This window comes from Pseudomonas bananamidigenes (assembly GCF_001679645.1).
In the GTDB taxonomy this organism is placed as follows: domain Bacteria; phylum Pseudomonadota; class Gammaproteobacteria; order Pseudomonadales; family Pseudomonadaceae; genus Aquipseudomonas; species Aquipseudomonas bananamidigenes.
This window is the reverse complement of record NZ_LRUN01000051.1, coordinates 1-21,604: the sequence shown is the minus strand read 5'-3', so window position 1 is coordinate 21,604 and position 21,604 is coordinate 1. Positions and strand designations below refer to the sequence as shown.

Annotated in this window: 18 protein-coding genes and 4 tRNA genes; 15 read left to right on the top strand and 7 right to left on the bottom strand. The window is 60.3% G+C overall.

Annotation, left to right across the window (positions count from 1 at the left end):
- Positions 1-131 precede the first annotated feature (131 nt).
- Positions 132-1,496, top strand: a complete 1,365-nt coding sequence (rmuC, locus tag BBF94_RS18495; RefSeq protein WP_176704473.1) for a DNA recombination protein RmuC — start codon at positions 132-134, stop codon at positions 1,494-1,496.
- 8 nt (positions 1,497-1,504) lie between these two features.
- Here rmuC and BBF94_RS18490 read toward each other — a convergent pair whose 3' ends face one another.
- Both BBF94_RS18490 and BBF94_RS18485 read right to left on the bottom strand, forming a co-directional pair.
- Positions 1,505-4,975 carry a hybrid sensor histidine kinase/response regulator gene (locus BBF94_RS18490; protein ID WP_065260425.1) on the bottom strand — a complete coding sequence of 1,157 codons (3,471 nt, stop codon included), beginning with the start codon at positions 4,973-4,975 and terminating at the stop codon, positions 1,505-1,507.
- A gap of 134 nt (positions 4,976-5,109) precedes the next feature.
- A complete protein-coding gene (locus tag BBF94_RS18485) occupies positions 5,110-5,652 on the bottom strand; it encodes a TetR/AcrR family transcriptional regulator (RefSeq protein WP_065260424.1) in 543 nt (180 codons plus the stop codon).
- Positions 5,653-5,744: 92 nt separating this feature from the next.
- Between BBF94_RS18485 and BBF94_RS18480 the strand changes: the two genes are divergently transcribed.
- The 4 genes from BBF94_RS18480 to BBF94_RS18465 all read left to right on the top strand — a co-directional run bounded on the left by BBF94_RS18480 (position 5,745) and on the right by BBF94_RS18465 (position 10,526).
- Positions 5,745-6,932: an MFS transporter gene (locus tag BBF94_RS18480; protein WP_065260423.1), complete on the top strand. Its 1,188-nt coding sequence runs from the start codon at positions 5,745-5,747 to the stop codon at positions 6,930-6,932.
- A 52-nt stretch (positions 6,933-6,984) separates the two neighbouring features.
- Positions 6,985-7,296, top strand: a complete 312-nt coding sequence (locus tag BBF94_RS18475; RefSeq protein WP_065260422.1) for a cupin domain-containing protein — start codon at positions 6,985-6,987, stop codon at positions 7,294-7,296.
- A gap of 105 nt (positions 7,297-7,401) precedes the next feature.
- Positions 7,402-8,553, top strand: a complete 1,152-nt coding sequence (locus BBF94_RS18470; protein WP_065260421.1) for a TDT family transporter — start codon at positions 7,402-7,404, stop codon at positions 8,551-8,553.
- Between the two features lie 98 nt (positions 8,554-8,651).
- Positions 8,652-10,526: an MFS transporter gene (locus BBF94_RS18465; RefSeq protein WP_065260420.1), complete on the top strand. Its 1,875-nt coding sequence runs from the start codon at positions 8,652-8,654 to the stop codon at positions 10,524-10,526.
- 46 nt (positions 10,527-10,572) lie between these two features.
- Here BBF94_RS18465 and sugE read toward each other — a convergent pair whose 3' ends face one another.
- The 3 genes from sugE to rdgC all read right to left on the bottom strand — a co-directional run bounded on the left by sugE (position 10,573) and on the right by rdgC (position 13,031).
- Positions 10,573-10,887: a quaternary ammonium compound efflux SMR transporter SugE gene (gene sugE / locus BBF94_RS18460; protein ID WP_065260419.1), complete on the bottom strand. Its 315-nt coding sequence runs from the start codon at positions 10,885-10,887 to the stop codon at positions 10,573-10,575.
- A gap of 111 nt (positions 10,888-10,998) precedes the next feature.
- Positions 10,999-11,964 (bottom strand): bile acid:sodium symporter family protein, encoded by a 966-nt coding sequence (locus tag BBF94_RS18455; RefSeq protein WP_065260418.1) that lies wholly within the window; start codon positions 11,962-11,964, stop codon positions 10,999-11,001.
- Between the two features lie 146 nt (positions 11,965-12,110).
- Positions 12,111-13,031, bottom strand: coding sequence for a recombination-associated protein RdgC (rdgC, locus tag BBF94_RS18450; RefSeq protein ID WP_065260417.1), 921 nt, complete (start codon positions 13,029-13,031; stop codon positions 12,111-12,113).
- 159 nt (positions 13,032-13,190) lie between these two features.
- On the opposite strand from rdgC, the gene BBF94_RS18445 reads away from it, so the two are divergent.
- From BBF94_RS18445 to BBF94_RS18430, 4 genes are all read left to right on the top strand, one after another.
- Positions 13,191-13,266, top strand: a tRNA-Val gene (locus tag BBF94_RS18445).
- Positions 13,267-13,285: 19 nt separating this feature from the next.
- Positions 13,286-13,362, top strand: a tRNA-Asp gene (locus BBF94_RS18440).
- 191 nt (positions 13,363-13,553) lie between these two features.
- Positions 13,554-13,629 (top strand) — tRNA-Val (locus tag BBF94_RS18435).
- A 19-nt stretch (positions 13,630-13,648) separates the two neighbouring features.
- A tRNA-Asp gene (locus BBF94_RS18430) sits at positions 13,649-13,725 on the top strand.
- A 145-nt stretch (positions 13,726-13,870) separates the two neighbouring features.
- On the opposite strand, the gene BBF94_RS18425 is transcribed toward BBF94_RS18430, so the two are convergent.
- Together BBF94_RS18425 and BBF94_RS18420 are read right to left on the bottom strand one after the other, a co-directional pair.
- Positions 13,871-15,037, bottom strand: coding sequence for a catalase family protein (locus BBF94_RS18425; RefSeq protein ID WP_065260416.1), 1,167 nt, complete (start codon positions 15,035-15,037; stop codon positions 13,871-13,873).
- Positions 15,034-16,842, bottom strand: a complete 1,809-nt coding sequence (locus tag BBF94_RS18420; RefSeq protein ID WP_065260467.1) for a di-heme-cytochrome C peroxidase — start codon at positions 16,840-16,842, stop codon at positions 15,034-15,036. Before BBF94_RS18420 ends, BBF94_RS18425 begins: the two co-directional genes overlap by 4 nt.
- A 271-nt stretch (positions 16,843-17,113) precedes the next feature.
- Here BBF94_RS18420 and BBF94_RS18415 point away from each other — a divergent pair, with 271 nt between their 5' ends.
- The 6 genes from BBF94_RS18415 to BBF94_RS18390 form a co-directional block, all read left to right on the top strand.
- Complete coding sequence (locus BBF94_RS18415) at positions 17,114-17,830, top strand: FKBP-type peptidyl-prolyl cis-trans isomerase (RefSeq protein ID WP_065260415.1); 717 nt, start codon at positions 17,114-17,116, stop codon at positions 17,828-17,830.
- A gap of 294 nt (positions 17,831-18,124) precedes the next feature.
- Positions 18,125-18,580 carry a YkvA family protein gene (locus tag BBF94_RS18410; protein WP_065260414.1) on the top strand — a complete coding sequence of 152 codons (456 nt, stop codon included), beginning with the start codon at positions 18,125-18,127 and terminating at the stop codon, positions 18,578-18,580.
- A 114-nt stretch (positions 18,581-18,694) separates the two neighbouring features.
- Positions 18,695-19,036: a helix-turn-helix domain-containing protein gene (locus BBF94_RS18405; protein WP_065260413.1), complete on the top strand. Its 342-nt coding sequence runs from the start codon at positions 18,695-18,697 to the stop codon at positions 19,034-19,036.
- Positions 19,033-19,404 (top strand): hypothetical protein, encoded by a 372-nt coding sequence (locus BBF94_RS18400; RefSeq protein WP_003223109.1) that lies wholly within the window; start codon positions 19,033-19,035, stop codon positions 19,402-19,404. The genes BBF94_RS18405 and BBF94_RS18400 overlap by 4 nt, the downstream gene beginning before the upstream one ends.
- Positions 19,405-19,812 (top strand): SEL1-like repeat protein, encoded by a 408-nt coding sequence (locus BBF94_RS18395; protein ID WP_065260412.1) that lies wholly within the window; start codon positions 19,405-19,407, stop codon positions 19,810-19,812. It abuts the gene before it with no gap.
- 220 nt (positions 19,813-20,032) lie between these two features.
- The coding region (locus BBF94_RS18390) for a DUF6531 domain-containing protein (protein WP_225875072.1) at positions 20,033-21,604 on the top strand (1,572 nt) is incomplete at its 3' end.

The following is a 21,604-nucleotide window of genomic DNA, read 5'->3' as shown; positions in this document are numbered from 1 at the left end:
GATCGGCGGAGATGACTATGGCGATGGACTTGACCAGCATCTTGCTCGGGTTGGCAGGCGCGGCCTTGCCGCTGCTGGCACTGGTCTGGCAACTGCAGCGCCGGGCCGGTCAGGGCGAATCGCAAGTCGCGTTGCTCGAAGAGCGACTGGCCATGGCGCAAATGGCACAGGACGGCCTCAACGCCCAGCTCGAAGCCTGTCGTGATGAAATCGCCGACCTCGGTCAGGCCAACGCCGCGAAACAGGCGGATCTTGCCGCCGTGCGCCGTGAGGTGGAACTGTTGCAGATCGAGCGCGACGACGCTCGCGACGCGGCCCACGCCTGGAACCTCGAACGCGCCAACAAGGACACCGAGCTGCGCCGTCTGGACGCCCGGGCGGCTTCGCTGGCCGCCGAACTGCGCGAGCAGCAGGAAAGCCATCAGCAGCGCCTGGATGATCTGCAAGGTTCCCGCGACGAATTGCGCGCCCAGTTTGCCGAACTGGCAGGCAAAATCTTCGACGAGCGTGAACAGCGCTTTGCCGAAACCAGTCAGCAGCGACTCGGGCAATTGCTCGATCCGTTGAAAGAACGTATCCAGTCTTTCGAAAAGCGCGTCGAGGAAAGTTATCAGGCCGAAGCCCGCGAGCGCTTCTCCCTGGCCAGGGAGCTGGAGCGACTGCAACAACTGAACCTGCGCCTGAGCGATGAAGCGACCAACCTGACCCGCGCCCTCAAAGGGCAGAAAACCCAGGGCAACTGGGGCGAGCTGATTCTTGAACGGGTGCTGGAGCATGCCGGGCTGGAGAAAGGCCGCGAGTACCAGACCCAGGTCAATCTCAAAGGTCCGGACGGCGAGCGCTTCCAGCCGGACGTGATCATTTATCTGCCGGGCGACAAGCAGGTGGTGGTCGACTCCAAGGTCAGTCTAACCGCGTATCAGCAATACGTTGCTGCGGACGACGATGCCATCAGCCAGATCGCCATGAAACAGCACGTGCTGTCGCTGCGCAGCCACGTCAAAGGTCTGGCCGGCAAGGACTACAAGCGTCTGGAAGGGTTGCACAGCCTCGATTTCGTCTTGTTGTTCGTGCCGATCGAGGCTGCATTTTCGGCGGCGTTGCAGGCCGAGCCGACGCTGTTCCAGGAGGCTTTCGACCGCAATATCGTGATTGTCAGCCCGACCACGCTGCTCGCCACTTTGCGGGTCATCGACAGTCTGTGGAAGCAGGAGCGCCAGAGTCAGAACGCCCGGGAGATCGCCGAGCGGGCCGGATGGCTGTACGACAAGTTCGTGCTGTTCATTCAGGATCTGGACGAAGTCGGCAATCGTCTGCAGCAACTGGACAAAGCCTACAGCGCAGCGCGAAACAAGCTGACGGAAGGGCGCGGCAATCTGGTCAGTCGCAGCGAGCAGCTCAAAATGCTTGGTGCACGAGCGAGCAAGAGCCTGCCGACGGATCTGCTGGAGCGCGCAATGACCGATGCCGACGGCCTGGTCGAACTGCCTGAATAACCGCCTTTCTAAAGTGGCAGATAGCGACTCAACAACGCCCGCAGCGCGGCCGGTTTTACTGGCTTGGCCAGATAATCCAGGCCTGCGGCGTGCACCAGTGCCACGGTTTCCGGATGCCCGTCGGCGCTGATCACCACGCCGGGCACCGGCTCGCCCAGTCGTGTGCGCAACCAGGCCATCAGGTCGGTGCCGGTTTCGCCGTGATCAAGGTGAAAATCCACCAGCGCCAGTTGCGGCCGCACGCCATCGTCGAGCAGTGCCGCGCATTCCTCGCGGTTGCGCGCCGTCCACACCTGACAGCCCCAGCGCGTCAGCAAGCTGTTCATGCCGATCAGAATGCTGTCTTCGTTGTCGATGCACAGCACCTTTGCGCCGCTGTGCAGTTTGCCGTTGAGTTCGATCGTCGCACCTGGCTGTGCGGCCTGCATCCGCGCCAGCGGCACCCGCACACTGAACACACTGCCGCGCCCCGGCCATGAACGTACGCGCAGAGTATGCCCGAGCACCCGGCACAAGCCGTCGGCGATGGCCAGGCCCAGTCCCAGACCTTTTTCGGCGCGGGTCTGATGACTGTCGAGGCGTTTGAATTCTTCGAAAATCACCTGCTGCTTGTCTTCCGGAATCCCTGGCCCGCGATCCCAGACTTCCAGGCAGAGCTCGCCCTGACGTCGACGTACGCCCAGCAGGACCGGCCCTTTGGCGTAGCGGAAGGCGTTGGTCAGGAAGTTCTGCAGGATCCGCCGCAGCAACTTGATGTCACTGTCGATGCGCAAGTGACTGCCGCGCACCCGGAAACTCAGGCCCTGTTCCTGAGCCAGCGCCGTGAATTCCGCCCCCAGGGTGTCGAACAACTCATTGACCGCAAACGGCTTGCGATCCGGGTTGATCTTGCCGTTTTCCAGGCGGGAAATGTCCAGCAGGTCGCTGATCAGGTCTTCCGCCGAGCGCAGTGAGCTGTCCAGATGCTGCACCAGTTTCTGCGCTTCGCCGCTCAGTCCGTCTTCTTGATGGGAGAGGGCGGCGGAGAACAGCCGCGCGGCATTCAGCGGTTGCATCAAGTCATGGCTGACAGCGGCCAGAAAGCGGGTTTTCGACTGGTTGGCCGCCTCGGCATTGCCTTTGGCTTCCGTCAGCGCGAGGTTGAGTTGCGACAGCTCCTGAGTCCGCTCGCTGACCCGTTGCTCCAGCCCTTCGTTGGCCTCGGTCAGTGCCTGTTCGGCTTCGCGGAACGCGGTGATGTCGGTGAAACTCATGACGAAACCGCCGCCGGGCATCGGGTTGCCGATCAGCTCGATCACCCGGCCGTTGGGGAACAATCGCTCGGAGGTATGGGCGCGACCCTGACGCATCCAGTGCAGGCGTCGGGCGACGTGGACTTCCGCCTCGCCGGGGCCGCACAAGCCGCGCTCGGCGTTGTAGCGAATGATGTCGGCAATCGGCCGGCCGACGCTGATCAAGCCGTCCGGATAATTGAACAGCTCCAGATATCGGCGGTTCCAGGCCACCAGCTTCAGCGACTGGTCGACCACGCTGATGCCCTGGGTGATGTTCTCGATGGCGCCTTGCAGCAGGGCACGGTTGAACTGCAGCACTTCAGAGGCTTCGTCGGCGATCCGGACCACGTCCTCCAACTGCATTTCCCGACCTTCGATGGCGGCTTTTACGACGGCTCGCGTCGAAGAAGCACCGAGGACACCGGCCAACAAGCGTTCCGTGTGGGCGATCCACGCGCTGTCGGCATTCTGATTCGGGTTGAAGCCTTTGCCCTGACGGTAGGCGAAGCGGATGAAGCTTTGTCGTGCACGTTCTTCACCGACAAACCGCGCCGCCAGTTGCAGCAAATCGTCGATCTGCACCGCCAGCATCGAACGCGCACTGGGCCGCGCGCTGATTTCCTGGCCGATGAAGCGGCCCGCCTGCCAGTGTTCCGATACTCGCGTGCGCGACAGCACCGAAACCCAGGCGAACAGGGTGAAGTTGCCGGCCAGTGACAGCACCACGCCTTGGGTCAATGGGCTGATCGGCAGGTTCAGCGGATTGCTGTGCAGCCAGGCCAGGCCGGGGAACGTGTCCAGTGACCAGCCGAGGCTGTGGGCGGCAATCGGCAGAATCAGCGTGTAGAACCAGAGGAAGGTGCCGGCGGCGAGGCCGGCGAACACACCGCGACGGTTGGCCTGTTTCCAGTACAGCGCGCCGAGCATGGCCGGTGCCAGTTGAGTCACGGCGGCGAAGGCGATCTGGCCGATGGTCGCCAGGCTTGCGGTGGAGCCCAGCAAGCGATAGCTGACATAAGCCAGCAACAGAATGACCACGATGCTGACCCGGCGAACCGAGAGCATCCACTGCCGGAACACTTCGAACGGTCGCTCGGCATTGTTGCGGCGCAGCAGCCACGGCAGCAGCATGTCGTTGGACACCATGGTCGACAGCGCCACACTCGCCACGATCACCATGCCGGTGGCTGCCGAGGCGCCGCCAATGAACGCCAGCATCGCCAGCGCCGGATGAGCCTGGGCCAGCGGCAGGCTGATGACGAAGGAGTCCGGGATGACGGAGCTGGGCAGCATCATCTGACCGGCCAGCGCGATCGGGACTACAAACAATGCCGCCAACGCGAGGTAGGCCGGAAACACCCACTTGGCCAGACGCAGATCCTGCGGGTCGATGTTTTCCACCACGGTGACGTGAAACTGCCGGGGCAGGCAGATGATCGCCATCATCGCCACGCCGGTCTGCACCACCATCGAGGGCCAATTGATGGTTTCTTTCCAGTATTCCTCAAGGCGCGGGGCGAGCATCGCCTGATTGAACAGGTCGTCGAAGCCGTCATACAGGCCGAAGGTGACGAAGGCGCCGACGGCAAGGAACGCGAACAGTTTCACCAGTGACTCGAAGGCAATCGCCAGCACCATGCCCCGGTGGTGCTCGGTGGCATCAAGGTTGCGCGTACCGAAAACGATGGTGAACAGCGCCAGCACCAGCGACACGATCAGTGCCGTGTCCTGGGCGCGGGTGCCCATGGCATCGGCGCCGGCACCGATCAACAGGTTTACACCCAGGACGATGCCTTTGAGTTGCAAGGCGATATAAGGCAGGACGCCAACCAGACAGATCAGTGCGACCACCACCGCCAGCGTTTGGGATTTGCCGTAGCGGGCGGCGATGAAGTCGGCGATGGAGGTGATGTTCTCCTGCTTGCTGATCATCACCATTTTCTGCAGGACCCACGGCGCGCCCAGCAACAGCAGGATCGGCCCCAGGTAGATCGGCAGGAATGACCACAGCTGTTCGGCCGCCTGACCGACCGCGCCAAAGAATGTCCAGCTGGTGCAGTAGACCGCCAGCGACAGGCTGTACACCCAGGCACGCATCCGCGGCGGCAACGGCGCACTGCGGCGGTCGCCGTAGAAGGCGATGGCGAACATGATGGCCATATAGGCCAGGGCGACGGCGGCGATCAGCCCGGTGGACAACGACATGGAGCACTCCCGACAAAATACGACCGGACTTGCGCCCGGTCAGACAGTCTCGCATGCGCGCGACGGTTAGTCAGTGTCGACCAAGGTCGTGGCGTGGCGGGGTGTCGCAGGCGCAGAACCGGGCGGTTCCGTGGTCAGTCCGGCTTGAGCGCGATGTCGATCAAGCGGTGAAGTTCTTCGACTTCGAGCGGTGCTGCCGAAAAGAGAATGCGGAACACCACCGGGGACACCACCAGATTGATCAGCCGGTCCACGCTCGGCGCCGGTTCCTCGGGGTGGCGCTCGATGATGGTCTGCAACTGCGTGCCGATGATCGTCACGCAATAACCTGGCGTCGCGCTCGCCTGCACGTCGCGCATCATGTTACGTCCGGGTTCCGAACTCATTTCGTCGAGATATTGTTCGGCCCACGCACGGAGATCGCTGCGCAGGCTGCCGGTTTCAGCCGGCTCGCTGTCAGGGCGCATGCGGGCGAGGGCGACGTCAGCCAGCAAGGCGGCCAGATCTCCCCAGCGTCGATAAATCGTCGATGGCGTCACGCCCGCACGCGCCGCGATTTGCGGGACGGTCACCGTTGAGCGCTCCTGTTCTTGCAGAAGTGCGCGGACTGCCGAATGAATCGACTCTTGTACCCGTGCGCTGCGGCCTCCGGGGCGTAAACCTTCTTTAATAGCCATAGGGCAGACCTTAACACAAAGAATTTGCTTTAAGCGCAAGCCGGGCGCACACTCCGCAAAAGCAAAAAAATAGCTTTTAAAGGAGTGCGCCTATGACCAGCCTTGCTTCCAACCGTTCCAGCCTGTGGTTTCTGGCGATTACCTTACTCAGTTTTCTTGCCGCTTCCACAGCGCCGACGCCTTTGTATCACCTGTATCAGGATCACCTGCATTTTTCGGCAGCGGTGCTGACCCTGATTTTCGGCGTTTATGCGCTGAGTCTTCTGGCCGCACTGCTGACAGTCGGTTCCCTGTCAGACCACCTGGGACGCAAACCGGTGATTTTTACCGCGGTTGTCCTGAATGCCTTGGCGATGTTGTTGTTCATTTATGCTGACAGTGTCGGCTGGCTGATCGGTGCGCGGGTACTGCAAGGATTTGCCACCGGCATGGCCACCGCCGTGTTGAGCGCGACGTTGCTGGACACTGACCGTCAACAGGGGCCACTGATCAACAGCGTGGCGCCGTTGCTCGGCATGGCATTGGGGGCGATGGGCTGCGGTCTGCTGGCGGAGTTCGCGCCCGCGCCATTGCAATTGACCTTTTGGGTATTGTTCGCGCTGTTCGTGGCTCAGGGCATCTATGTCTGGCGCTTGCCGGAAAGTGTCTCGCCGCAGGCCGGAGCGTGGGCCTCGCTGCGGCCGACCTTGCACGTGCCGGTTCAGGCACGCTCGACACTGTGGCGAGTGCTGCCGTTGAACACCGCGACCTGGGCGCTCGGCGGTTTTTATGCCTCGCTGGCGCCATCGCTGGTGCGTACGGCGACCGGATCCACTTCCAATCTGATCGGCGGCGCAACTGTGGCGGCCCTGACCGTGACCGGTGCGTTGATGATTTTCACCCTGCGCAATCGTCCTGCTTCCAGAGCCCTGCAGCTCGGCGCAAGCCTGTTGCCGGCGGGTGTCGTATTGATGCTGCTGGGCGTGCACAGCGCCAGTCTGTCGTTGTTTTTCTTCGGTACGCTGGTCGCCGGCTGTGGATTCGGCTCGGGATTTCTCGGAGCGGTGCGCAGTCTGGTGCCGCTGGCACTGCCTCATGAGCGTGCCGGGTTGATGTCGGCATTTTATGTGCTGAGCTACCTGGCGTTCTGCCTGCCCGCACTGTTGGCAGGGCACTTCACCCACAGCCTTGGCCTGCTGGCGACCACCGATGTGTATGGTGCAGTGCTGATCGTGCTGGCAGTCGGCGCGCTACTGATGAGTTTTCGTGTAAAAGCGGCCAGGACTTGCAGCGCGCCATAGACCTGCGGATTCGGTTAGCCTTGGTCAGCCCATTCTTCTTACGGAACGATCCATGAAGATTATCCGCAGCAAGTCCTTCACCGCCGAGCGTGCCTGGGGCGCGCTCGACATCGCCAACATGAATGGCATCACCACACGTCTGCACTGGACCGACCAGCCATACAAATGGCACGTCAACGACGGCGAGGAAGTGTTTGTAGTGCTTGATGGGCAGGTGCTCATGCACTACCGCGAAGGGAGTGAAGAAAGGCAGGTGCAGCTCGATGTCGGAGACATCTTCTACGCATCCGTCGGTACCGAACATGTTGCTCACCCGCAAGGCGTCGCGCGGATTCTGGTGATCGAAACCGAAGGTAGCGTTTAACTATTTATCTATTGGATAGATAACAGTTAGAGAAATTACCCGTTATATAGATATTCGATTCGGTTCTACCATGGACTCAACCTCACCCGAGGACAGGAGTTCATGATGATTTGCCCCAACAGTGCCAAACCCGGCATCAAGCCCTTCAGCCAGCTTCAGCATCCCCGCGAAGTCATCCGTCAATTCACGCCGAACTGGTTCGCCGCGACCATGGGTACCGGTGTGCTGGCGTTGGCGTTGGCGCAATTGCCCTTCGCCATCGCGGGACTGCACGCGGTGGCCGAAGGATTGTGGATGTTCAACATTCTGTTGTTCGCGCTGTTTACCGCTGCCTACGCTGCGCGCTGGATGCTGTTTTTCGACGAGGCGCGGCGGATTTTCGGCCATTCCACGGTTTCGATGTTCTTCGGCACCATTCCCATGGGGCTGGCGACCATCATCAACGGTTTTCTGCTGTTCGGCCTGCCGCGCTGGGGCGAAGGTGTGATTCATCTGGCCGAAGTGCTGTGGTGGCTGGATGTGGCGATGTCGCTGGCCTGCGGTGTGCTGATTCCCTACATGATGTTCACCCGTCAGGAACACAGCATCGATCAGATGACCGCCGTCTGGCTGTTGCCGGTGGTGGCGGCGGAAGTCGCGGCGGCCAGCGGCGGACTGCTCGCACCGCACCTGGCCGACGCGCATTCGCAACTGGTGGTGCTGACAACCAGCTACGTGCTCTGGGCGTTTTCCCTGCCGGTGGCGTTCAGCATTCTGACCATCCTGCTGTTGCGCATGGCGCTGCACAAACTGCCTCATGAAAGCATGGCCGCATCCAGCTGGCTTGCTTTGGGTCCCATCGGTACCGGTGCCCTGGGGATGTTGCTGCTGGGCGGCGATGCGCCGGTGATCTTCGCGGCCAGCGGCTTGCCCGGAATGGGTGAAATCGCCTCGGGTCTGGGCCTGGTGGCCGGGATCACGCTCTGGGGCTTTGGCCTGTGGTGGATGTTGATGGCGCTGCTGATTACCGTGCGCTACCTGCGTGACGGCATCCCGTTCAACCTCGGCTGGTGGGGATTTATCTTCCCGTTGGGCGTGTATTCGCTGGCGACCCTGAAACTGGGCAGCACCTTGAACCTGACGTTTTTCAGCGTGGCCGGTTCTGTGCTGGTGACGTTGTTGGCAGCCATGTGGCTGATCGTCGGCAAGCGCACCCTGCAAGGTGCCTGGCGTGGCGAGCTGTTCGTCTCACCGTGCATTGCAGGTTTGAAGAAATAACCTGAAAAGTTTAGGTAAGGTGTGGCCTGGATCGCGGATCGACATTCCAATAAGCGTATCCAGGCCACTCGCTACCCAACATCAGGGACACACGGAAGATGAGTCACCCCTCACAGTTCAACCTGCTGCGTACCCGGCGCTTCCTGCCGTTCTTCATCACTCAGTCGCTCGGCGCGTTCAACGACAACGTGTTCAAGCAGTCGCTGATCCTCGCCATTCTCTACCGGCTGACCATCGAAGGTGACCGCTCGATCTGGGTCAATCTGTGTGCGCTGCTGTTCATTCTGCCGTTTTTCCTGTTCTCGGCGCTGGCCGGGCAGTTCGGGGAAAAATTCGCCAAGGATGCGCTGATCCGTCTGATCAAACTTGCAGAAATCGCCATCATGGCCGTGGGATCCGTGGGCTTTCTGTTCGATCACCTGTCGCTGATGCTGGTGGCACTGTTCGCCATGGGCACGCACTCGGCGCTGTTCGGTCCGGTGAAGTACTCGATCCTGCCGCAGGCACTGCATGAGGATGAACTGGTCGGCGGCAACGGTCTGGTGGAAATGGGCACGTTTCTGGCGATCCTGGCCGGCACCATCGGCGCCGGGATCATCATGTCTTCGTCGCACTATGCGCCGTTGGTGTCCTGCGCGATTGTCGGCATCGCGGTACTGGGTTACCTCGCCAGCCGCGGCATTCCCCGGGCGGCGGCCGCTTCGCCGGAAATGCGCTTGAACTGGAATATTTTCAGCCAGTCCTGGGCCACGCTGAAACTCGGGTTGGGCCAGACGCCGGCGGTGTCGCGCTCGATTGTCGGCAACTCGTGGTTCTGGTTTGTCGGGGCGATCTATCTGACGCAGATTCCGGCTTACGCCAAAGAATGGATGCACGGCGACGAAACCGTGGTGACCCTGATCCTCACCGTGTTTTCAGTCGGTATTGCCGTGGGTTCGATGCTTTGCGAGAAGCTGTCCGGGCGCAAGGTCGAAATCGGTCTGGTGCCGTTCGGCTCGTTTGGCCTGACGGTTTTCGGATTGCTGCTTTGGTGGCATTCCGGCGAAATTCCTGAGAGCACCGTTGGCCATAGCTGGACAGAAATCCTCGGCTTTGGCCACACCTGGGCCGTGCTGGTCGACATCCTCGGCCTGGGCATCTTTGGCGGTTTCTACATCGTGCCGCTGTATGCGCTGATCCAGTCGCGCACCGCCGAGAACGAGCGGGCGCGGGTGATTGCGGCCAACAACATTCTCAACGCGCTGTTCATGGTGATTTCGGCCATCGTCTCCATCCTGTTGCTGAGTGTGGTCAAACTGTCGATTCCGCAACTGTTCCTGGCTGTGTCGTTGCTCAACATCGGCGTCAACGCCTACATCTTCAAGATCGTTCCCGAGTTCAGCATGCGCTTCATGATCTGGCTGCTCAGCCATTCCATGTACCGCGTCGAGCATCGCAACCTTGAAGCGATTCCCGACGAGGGTGCGGCGTTGCTGGTGTGCAACCACGTATCGTTCGTCGATGCCTTGCTGATTGGCGGTGCGGTGCGTCGGCCGATTCGCTTTGTCATGTACTACAAGATCTACAACCTGCCGGTACTGAACTTCATCTTCCGCACGGCGGGGGCCATTCCGATTGCCGGACGCCAGGAAGACATTCAGATCTACGAAAAAGCCTTCACCCGTATCGCCCGGTATCTGAAGGACGGTGAGCTGGTGTGCATCTTCCCCGAAGGCAAGTTGACCGCCGACGGCGAGATCAACGAGTTCAAGGGCGGGCTGACGCGGATTCTCGAAGAGACACCGGTGCCGGTGATTCCGCTGGCGTTGCAGGGGTTGTGGGGGAGTTTCTTCAGTCGCGATCCCAATAAGGGACTGTTTCATCGCTTATGGTCGCGGGTGACGCTGGTGGCGGGCTCGCCAGTTGCCGTTGAAGCGGCGCAACCTGCGGAGTTGCAAGCGTTGGTCGGGGAGTTGCGCGGGACAGTCAGGTAGTTGGTGTGGGGTGAAGCCGCCATCCCCGAAGGATGGCGGCAATGGCTCAGGCGCTGACCTTGAGCCCGATCAACCCGGTGATGATCAGCGCAACGCTGACCAGCCGGATCAGCGCCATCGACTCACCGAACAGAATGATCCCGGCAATCACCGTGCCCACGGCACCGACGCCCGTCCAGATCGCATAGGCCGTGCCCAGCGGCAGTTCCTTCATCGCCAGCCCCAGCAAACCAACACTGATGGCCATGGCGGCAACGGTCAGGGCGGTGGGCAATGGACGACTGAAGCCATCGGTGTATTTCAGGCCGACGGCCCAGCCGACTTCGAACAGACCGGCGAAAAACAGAATGATCCAGGACATGAAAACCTCCATCGATTGACGGGGCCGTCCCCGGATTGAAAACTCGATTGAGCCGCAGGGTCGTCCCCGCGTGGCGCACATGGTACCTAAAAATGTGCGCCGGGGACCCGGTCAGTCTGCGGGCTGCTGAGTCAAAGCTTCACGATCTTCCTTCTCGCTCATGCGCCGGAACCAGGTCGATAGCAGCGCCCCGGAAATGTTGTGCCACACACTGAACAGCGCGCTCGGCACCGCCGCCAAAGGCGAAAAGTGTGCACTGGCCAACGCGGCACCCAGCCCCGAGTTCTGCATGCCGACCTCCAGCGCCAGAGATTTGCGCTGGGCCAGTGGCAAACCAAACAGGCGCCCGGTGAAGTAACCCAGCAAATAGCCGAAGCTGTTGTGCAACATCACCACGGCCATGATCAGCAGGCCGGATTCGGCGATTTTCGCCTGACTGGCGGCGACCACCGCGGCGACGATGATCACGATGCTGACCACGGACACCAGTGGGAGTACGTCTACCGCATGCCGGACCTTGTCGCCGAGCAGGCGTTGCGCCACCACCCCGAGAATGATCGGCAACAACACCACTTGCAGGATCGACCAGAACAATTCCATGAACGAAACCGGCAGCCAGGCAGAGGCCAGCAGCCAGATCAGCGCCGGTGTCAGCAACGGGGCGAGGAGGGTGGTAACGGCGGCGATGGCCACCGACAGCGCCAGATCGCCCCGGGCCAGCCAGGTCATGACGTTCGACGAAGTGCCGCTCGGGCAGCACCCGACCAGAATCACCCCGACGGCGATTTCCGGCGGCAGGTGAAAGACCTGGCACAGCAACCATGCCATGCCCGGCATGATCACGAAATGTGCGACCACGCCCAGGGCCACACGCCACGGATGGCGGGCAACGGCGGCGAAATCGTCGAGTTTGAGGGTCAGGCCCATGCCGAACATCACCAGCCCGAGCAGTGGCACGATCGCCCCCTTGAGGTTGAGGAACCATGCCGGTTGCAGAAATGCGAACACGGCGAAGATCAGAACCCAGTAAGCGAAGGTGTTGCCAACAAAACGACTCAGTGCAGCCAGTGCGCGCATGGTCTGTTCCTTATTATGTGAAAACGCCACAAAACGAACTGTGGGAGCGAGCTTGCTTGCGAAAGCATTGTGTCATTCAACTTATATAGTGCCTGACACGGCGCCTTCGCGAGCAAGCTCGCTCCCACAGGTGAAACTCGCAGGCTTTAGATCCCCTGCGGCGTCTCTTCACCACCCAATGCTTCGACCAGCGCCGGCAGGAAATCACCGAAGGTCAGCATCATCAGCGTGAAGCTGGCATCCAGTTGGCCGAGGGCTTCGTCGCCGCCGTCCTGTTCCGCCTGATCCTGCAACAGATCTTCGAACTTCAGGCGTTTGACGGTCATCTTGTCGTCGAGCATGAACGACAGTTTGTCCTGCCAGGCCAACGACAGTTGAGTCACCACTTTGCCGGTGCTCAGGTGCAGCTGGATTTCTTCGCTGGTCAGGTCCTGACGCTTGCAACGCACGATACCGCCATCTTCGTGGGTGTCGCGCAGCTCGCACTCGTCCAGAACGAAGAAGTCAGGGGCGGCTTGCTGGGTGGTAACCCATTCGGTCATCACGGCAGTCGGCGCGGTTTTCACGGTCAGCGGACGAACCGGCAAGGTGCCGATCACTTCCCGCAGGGTGGAGAGCAAGTCTTCAGCGCGTTTCGGGCTGGCCGAGTTGACCAGGATCAGGCCCTGTTTCGGCGCGATGGCGGCGAAGGTCGAGGAGCGGCGGATGAAGGCGCGCGGCAGGAACGCCTGGATGATTTCATCCTTGATCTGATCGCGTTCCTTCTTGTAGACCTTGCGCATCTGCGCGGCCTCGATCTCCTCGACCTTTTCCTTGACCGCGTCACGCACGACGCTGCCCGGCAGGATGCGTTCTTCTTTGCGGGCAGCCACCAGCAGGAAGTCACCGCTGACGTGCACCAATGGAGCGTCCTCGCCCTTGCCGAACGGTGCGACGAAACCGTAGGTGGTCAACTCCTGGCTTGCACATGGACGCGCCAGTTTGGTGGCCAGTGCGGTTTCCAGCGCCTCGGCATCGACAGGCAGGTCTTGGGTCAGGCGATAGATAAGCAGGTTCTTGAACCACATGGGGTGAGTCTCTCCTTTATACAAAGGGGGGCATTATTGTCTTCGCCGGGTCAGAGGCCAACCCTTCTCTAAGCCTTTGGAAGGCCTGAGAAAATTAATTAAAAAAGTGCTTGCCAGAGGGTGGGTCGCTCCGTAGAATGCGCGCCACACCGAAGCGAAGGGTGATTAGCTCAGCTGGGAGAGCGTCTGCCTTACAAGCAGAATGTCGGCGGTTCGATCCCGTCATCACCCACCATTCGTTTCAAGTGTTTAGCGCAGCGGTAGTTCAGTCGGTTAGAATACCGGCCTGTCACGCCGGGGGTCGCGGGTTCGAGTCCCGTCCGCTGCGCCATATTCGGTAACCTGGAACACTGAACGCCAGGTCACCACGGAAGAAACCCGCCAAGGCGGGTTTTTTTCTGCCTCGAGTTGTACAGGCGGAATGTGTGGCTTCACCGGTTTTCGGATTTTTTTGAAAAAAACTTCAATTAAATCAACACGTTACGAAAACTTGTGGCATAATGCATCCCGCAACGAAGCGAAGGGTGATTAGCTCAGCTGGGAGAGCGTCTGCCTTACAAGCAGAATGTCGGCGGTTCGATCCCGTCATCACCCACCATTCGTTTCAAGCGTTTCGCGCAGCGGTAGTTCAGTCGGTTAGAATACCGGCCTGTCACGCCGGGGGTCGCGGGTTCGAGTCCCGTCCGCTGCGCCATATTCGGTAATCTGGAACACTGAACGCCAGGTCACCACGGAAAGCCCGCCCAGTGCGGGCTTTTTGCTGTCCGGGATTTGGCTTTTGCCAGCCATGAACATTGGAAAGCGACCTTTGACGGTCGCTTTTTTCGTTTCCGGCGCTGCTATTGCCCTGCGTTGCGGCTGTGTCGGTAATCGCTGACCGCTTCGTATACCGCTTTACGCAGGCGATTGATCCCGCCAATCGGGCGATGGGCCTCGATACCGAACCAGGGATTGAACGACAGGTTGTCGCATTGCAGGTTCAGCGCCGGGGTATCGAAGTCCTGTGGCGGCAGGGTGATTCTGGCCACTGTCCGGAACGGACTGTCCTGTTCGCGCCACTCGATGCTGGTGTCTTCGATCGGCATGTACTTGTTCGCGTCCTGGCGCTGGATCTGCAGCACGAAACACGCGGGCACCCGATCCGTGGACAGTTGCTGATTCAGTGCGCTGCGCAGGAAATTCGGCAGATCCCGGTTTTGTTTCGGCAGCGTGTAGGCCGGGCAGTTGTCCGGATCCGGCATGACCCGATACTTGGCATTGGCCTCTCCGAACTTGTAGGGCGATACCGAAAAGTAGGTTGTACGCGTCGGACTCTCTGGCGGCGGGGAAAGCGTTGCCAGCGCAATGAATAAATGTCTGATCTGCCAGGTTCGCGGGTCCCAGCCCGGAAAGAACGCCATGACCTTCTTGCCTTCAGCCTGCGCCGCCACATTCTGACGATATTCAGCGACATCGCTGACGAAGAAATTCGGATGGCTGAACATCACGAAATCCTGCTCGTGCAGGTCCTGACGGTCACCCAGCAACTGTTTGCCCGGCACATCGAGCAATTTGATCGCCATGCCCCGGGCATCGCGGATGCTGTCGAACTGCGGGTAGGCGTTGCCGTTGGACAGGCGCATCGTCGCCTGCCAGAACTTGCCGGGTTCGCTGAAAACGCCACGTCGCAGATCCTGGGCCAGATCCGGCAGCACCTGCACCTCTGCCTTCACACAACCGTGAGCCTTGGCATGGGCGTCACGCAGGTAGCGCGTACTTTCCCGGTGCTGATCGACAATTCGCACAGCGGTCTGGATCACGTCCTGCGTCATGGCCGCTTCGCCTTCCGGAATCTGCTCCAGTGCCGATACCGGTCCCCGGTGCTGCCAGGCAAACCAGGCAGCCGCCAAAGCCCAGCCAATCAGGCCGGCCACCAACAAAAACAGCAGGGTTTTACCCAGCAACCGACCCAGCCACAACCAGAACCGAGCCAGCAACGATGGCTTCTTGAACGAATTGAAGATCATGGCAGTTGCGCCTCCAGCGGGCCGCCCAGCACTTTCAGATATTCCAGCAGCGCCCAGCGCTCCTCAGGCTGCAACAATCGCCCGATGACTCCGTTGCCGCGTTCACCGGCGCGGAACTCATGGCCACTGTTGTGGTTACCGGTGATGCGCGTGTCGAACAGGAAAGCGTTGGTAAAGGCTTCGGTGCGATAACCCAGATGCCGCGGGTCGTATTCCAGAGTACCTTTATAAAAAGTGGTGGAGCGTTCATCCTGCGGCGACAGCAGTTGGTACAGGCTTGGCACCGAGCCGTTGTGCAGGAAGGGCGGGGTGGCCCACACACCGGCGAGCGGACGAGCCTTGTAGGCGACTTTCTCGCGGACGCCGATTGGCAGGCCGAACCCGTCGAGCTGCGGTTTTTCTGCCGGTGTCACGCCCGCTTCACGGTAGGCACGGTTTTCCACGAATGCCGTGACATAAGCCAGGCCCTTGGCCACGGACAACTGGCTCAGATTCAACGGTTCTTTGGGCGTGGGATGCAGTTTCACGTCCATTTGCTCCAGCTCCGCCGGACTCCATTGCAGCGCCGTCAGATCGAATCGGTGATTGGCGATGTTGTTGGCTGCGTTCGGATCGGTGCCGATCACATCGACGGGTAGCATGGTCAGATGCTTGACCCAGCGTTCGCCTTCTTGCGTGACTCGCGGAACATGGCAACCGGCGCAGTTCTCGGTAAACAGTGCGCGCCCTTTGGCGGCCAGTGGTTTGTCGACTGCACCCAGCACATCTTCCGGCCAGGCGGGCGGCTGAAGTGTTTGCAGGGTTTCTTCGATCTTGTGCAGATCGCGCACGCGTACGCTCGACGCATAACGTTCATCACCCTGCAGCGGCTGGCCGTTGGCATCGAAGAAATTCAGGGTGGCGCCAACCCCCAGCGCCTCGCCGATATTGCGGGCCATCGGTTGCTGCGCCGAACCGTTCCACTGCACCCAGTCGAACGTCCACATGTCCCATAGTTGCGGGTAATCCACCGGGGCGTTGGCTACGCGGTAATTGCTTGGGGAAATCGCGTCACCGAAGGTGGCATTGGCGATTCGTCCGAAGGCATCGGTGCGGCCAGGGCCTTCCTCGGTGGGGTAGAGTCCGCGATGAGTGTCGTTCCATGCCACCTTCAGGAAGGTGTTCAGCGAGCTTTTGAAGTCTTTGCGCAGTTGTTCGTGGCGCGCATCATAGTCGTTGCCCAATACGTTTCGGGCGAAACGTTCGAATTTCCAGGGGTTGTAGTAAGTGGAAGCCAGACTGGCGACCAACGCCTGTCCGAAACTGCCTCCACGCAATGTAGGAACGCTGGAAGGCAGCACATGTTGAGCCGAGCCCCCATCAATGCGCACGGCCTGACCCTTCAAGTGCAATTCGCCGGTGTGACAGGCCGCGCAAGTGATGTCCAGATAGTGCTCGGTGCTGCCCGGGTTCTGATGTCGGGTAAAGCCCACCGGCAGATTCCCGGGGTTGTCCGATGTCGCTTTCTGCTGCGGGTCGATCAGAAAGCCGAAGCGCGCGAGATAGTCGGGGGACGCGAAACGTTGCTGCGAGAACGGTAGTTCCAGGGCCTGAAACCACTCATAACGCAGGCCTTTGACCTGGGTGCCTTGCGGCGTGAAGTAATAGGTCTGACGCTGTTCGTCACTCCATTGCTGGAGGTAGTGCACCTGTTTTACAGGCGTGGGGAAAGGCAATTTCGGATTGGCGACATAGTAGAGAACCACCGCCAGGAGCAGTCCCAGCAGTATCGCAATCAGCGTCAGCACACGGAATAAGAAGCGCAAGATGAACATCCTTGTCGAGTTTTTTGCGCTGTTATGCCTGAGCCGGCCATGTGGGGCAAGTGGCCATTACTGTGGGGGGGCGTGGGAAGCGTCATCGGTTACTGTCGGCCCAAGATGACAGAAGCTTCATCCTGCCTTTGCCAAAATGCTTTTTAATCCCTGAACTTATCGGAAGATTCCTGCTCTCATGCCGGTAGCCATTGGTCGTGGCGGCCTGATAAGCTCGCGGCTTTACTCGATTGCCCTTTCGGCGCATGAACAAGGAAATAGCATGAAACAGCATCGGTTGGCGGCGGCGGTTGCCCTGGTTAGCCTGGTACTCGCGGGTTGTGACTCGCAGACCAGCGTGGAGCTGAAAACCCCGGCGCAAAAAGCTTCCTACGGTATCGGCCTGAACATGGGCAAGAGCCTTGCTCAGGAAGGCATGGATGATCTGGACTCCAAAGCGGTAGCCCAGGGCATCGAAGATGCCGTCGGCAAGAAAGAACAGAAGCTGAAAGATGAAGAACTGGTCGAAGCCTTCGCCGCACTGCAAAAGCGTGCCGAAGAGCGTATGGCCAAGATGAGCGAAGAGTCGGCAGCCGCCGGCAAGAAATTCCTCGAAGAAAACGGCAAGAAAGCCGGCGTGATCACCACCGCTTCCGGTCTGCAGTACGAAGTGGTCAAGAAAGCCGACGGTCCGCAGCCCAAGCCTACCGACGTAGTGACCGTTCACTACACCGGAAAGCTGACCAACGGCACCGTATTCGACAGCTCCGTCGAGCGCGGCAGCCCGATCGATCTGCCGGTCAGCGGTGTGATTCCGGGTTGGGTCGAAGGTTTGCAATTGATGCACGTTGGCGAGAAGTACAAGCTGTACATCCCTAGCGATCTGGCTTACGGCGCTCAATCGCCAAGCCCGGCCATCCCGGCCAACTCGGTTCTGGTTTTCGACCTGGAACTGCTGGCCATCAAGGACCCAGCCAAAGAAGACGCCGCTGCCAAGTAATTGGCCCCGGTTTCGACGACAACGCCTCGCTAATGCGGGGCGTTGTTGCATCTGGTCGACGCCCGGCGTAAACAGAGCGAACCGACAGGCACCATGACAGTCCTAGACTGTGTAGCTACCCGCGCTAGACGCCCTGAGCTGCCAAGTCAATGAAATATTGGGCTTTTTTATGTGAGTAAAAAACGCCCGATCTGAGCGCAGCCCTTATGGAGCGGGGCTCTCAGCGTTTAAATGCAGCTCTGTTCACAAGGTTATCCACAATTTGTGTGGATAACATTTCAACGGGAGAAATAGATGAAAGCTCCATGGAATTTCGCCCGGTTCCTGCCGCTGGCCGGACGACTCCTGGCACGAGGCCGTTTGCCGACCCTGTTGTTCGCCGTGGCCAGCAAAGGCGCTGCACAAGGCAATCGGCTTGGAAAATTGAAAGATGACCTGCGTCTGCTCCAGGCGTTATGTCTGGCGTACTGGCGTGGTGAGTATCGTGCGATCAGTCCCAAAGCCATTGTTTCGGTGGTGGCGGGGTTGATGTATTTCCTCAGCCCGGTGGATGCGATTCCGGATTTCATTCCTGTTTTCGGCATGCTCGATGACATTGCCGTCCTCGCCTGGCTGATGAAAACCCTCGACGACGAGCTCAGTGCTTTCCGTTTGTGGCGTCAGCGTCAGGCACCGGAAAAGCTCAGGGTTGTCGAGCGTCTGCCCGACACACCCGAGCAACTTCAGCTTCAGGGCCCGAAAAAGTCCTGAATCGCGACAGCCTCTTGTACAGATAGATACCCCCCGCGACCTTGGCCGCTGTTAGGATTACACTTCTAGGGAAAAGTGCCGACTCGCTAAGTGTTGTTGTCCCACGGGGTAGTCATGGATATTCAGATCATTGCACGCGATGGCGAGCCCGAGTATGCGGTTCTGCCATGGGCTCAGTATCAGGCTCTACTGAAAGCGGCAGGCATCAACGAAGCACCGTCGCAAACGGCTCCAGCGCCGCTCGCGGCCACACCGGACCAGATTCTTCCTGGTCTGGATCAGTTACGCAGTTTGCGCGAAGGGAAGGGCATCGCCATCGAGGCGCTGGCCCGCACGGTAGGCATCAGCCCGTCTTATCTGGCCATGATCGAAAGCGGAGAGCGTCTGCCCGACGCTGCGATTCGCCGCAGTCTGGCCTGGGAATTGACGGTGCCAGGGTGGAGGGAACAATCGTGAGCGTACGCATCAGTCGTCAACATTGGGACGGATTGCTGGGGGAGCTGGACCAGGCGCGCAGGCAGCGCCATCTTCTGACTTATCGAGCCTTGCTCGAGCGTCTGCAATTGCCCACGCCGGCGATGCAGACCCTGACCGCTGCACTGGAGCATCTCGCCGCGCTGGATGCGAAAGCCGAGCAGCCATTGCGCAGTTCCCTGGTGATCAGCCAGGGCGCCAGTCGCCTGCCACGCACCGGTTTCTTTGAATGTGTCGAGCGCCTGGGGCGTTTTTCCGGGCCGTCCGATGGTGTTGCCGCCGCTTCCTGGCATGCCTCGGAAGTGGTGCGGGTTTTTGAGTACGAGTACCCGGAATCGGCGGAGGCCTGAGTGTTTTTACGACTCAAGGCGCGGGCAGCTTACTGGCTCGCCCGCAGGCTGTTTCACTGGTCGTGGTTTGTCCGTCAGCCCCGAGGCTGGCGCTGGCTCGAAGGACAGTTTGCGCGTATGGCCAACCTGGGCGATGTCGGCGCGCAAAGCTTTTACGGGCACATCCTGACATTTCGTGGAGTCGGGCTGGGAGCGCGTGAGGAAGGCGTCCGGCTGCTGCGACTGGCAGCGCTGGCCGGGGATGGCAAAGCGGCGTATCAGGTCGGCGCCATCAGTCTGGCGGGCACACCGGGTAAAGCGCCTGATCCCCTGGAAGCAGCTCGCTGGTGGACCATGGCCGCCAAGGCCGGGCATCCATTGGCCGAGTTGAAGTTGAAAGAGCTGGCCGCCGGGGTCTCTTCTCGGTAAGCCATGTGTTCCGTGAGCGGGGCGTGAGGGAGACCTCCCGCCCCGTTTTTGCGTCTGTCCTTCGAAAAAATCAATTACAGACTTCTCCTACAGTCGTCGCCTACTCGCCTGACTTCTTTTCTGATTGATCCCCCGCAAAGTCCTTCGCCTGATTTCTGCGCGAGGGAACGCCCATGTTCGACCCGGTTTTTCATTTCTTTTTGCGCATGGGAATACGCTGATGGAAGCCACCACTCGCATCGAGCAAGCACTCGACAGCTTTCCCCGCACCCTTGATCTCTATCGCGAACAGCTCAGGCACTGGTTCAGCCGCTCGACCGACAGCATCAGCCATGGGGCGGATCTGCCGTCGTTGATGGGAATGGAGCGGATCATACGCTTCGGCGAACACACCACGGTGGTCGCCCTGGACGACAAACGTTTCTCTTCGGCTGTCGTGCAATGCCCGAAAAACGGGCCGATGGAAATCGAGAGCAAGTTCGAGTCGGTGTATGACATTCCCTTGGGCGACATCGTTGTCGATGTGATGGCGGTGGATGGTGGCGAGGTGAAGTCCGTCACGCTCGATGCTCGGGGCAAGGGGCTGTTCACCGGCGAGGCGGGCAAGTTCTATCGGGTGGTGGTGCACGGCGTGGCCAGCGAGAAGCAGATCGATGCACTTTTCGAGTCCTACGATGGCCTGACCCGACAGCTGGATGGCTGGTTGCGCAGCGAGTGGCAGGGCTTCAGGCCACAGTGGTCGCAGTCGGTGGCGACGGCGGCGGGTAATGGCCTGCTGGCCGGGAGCTGGGCGGCGATCGAGGGCGTATGGGACAGCATCGGGTTGCTGTCGGAGATTCTCAAGGATCCTCCCGCGTTTGCCGATCGGCTGGGCGAAAGCGCGACGGCGTTGGCCGAGTTCGCGGCCTCTATGCCGGAGAAAATGGAGCAGCTCCAACTGCTCGTCAGTGACGAGGCAGTGCTCTGTCTGTTGCTGCGCACGGCCAGCCTTTGGCTCGAAATGTTGCCACCCGGCGAGGTCGCAGGGAAAACCGCCGAAGCGGTATCGATGGTCGTGATGCAATTGCTGATCGATGTATTGATCGGCGTTGTATTGACCTTCGTCGGCGCCGGGACAGGGATTGCGTATCTGACCTTGCGCCTGGTCGATCACGGCGCTCAGCTGTTGTCGGCGGTCTCGCGTCTGGTGAAGGCGATGTTTGGCATTGTCAGCACCTTCATCGGCTACGTGAACCAGTACAAATCCGTCGCCGCACGAGGTATCGCAGCCGGCGTGAAGAAGGGCCGCATGCAATTGCGTTGGGATGCCAAACGCAACGCTTCCCTGAAAAAAGACCAGCATCACGACGACAAGCCTGATCAGGCGAAAAACCCCAACGGCGACAGCGCCGATTGCGTCCCCCGCACCTGCACCAACGGCTGCCCGGTGTCGATGGTCACTGGCGAAGAGCTGCTGACCCTGACCGATGGCGTGCTCGACGGGCTGCTGCCGTTCGAGTTCACCCGCCTGTACCGCACCAGCGCGGCGGAAATCGATGTCGGGCTGGGATTTGGCTGGAGTCATTCGCTGGCCCATCGGCTGGAGGTCGAGGGCGACGTTGTGGTCTGGATCGACCATGAAAACCGGCGCACGCGGTTTCCGCTGCCGAGTGTCGAGCGCCCGGCGATTCACAACAGCCTGTCGCGGGCGGCGATCTTTCTCGGGGATGAACCTGAGGAACTGATCGTTGCGCTGGCGGGGAATGCGGCGCGGTTCTATCACTTTCGGGCTGGGCGTCTGACGGCGATCAGC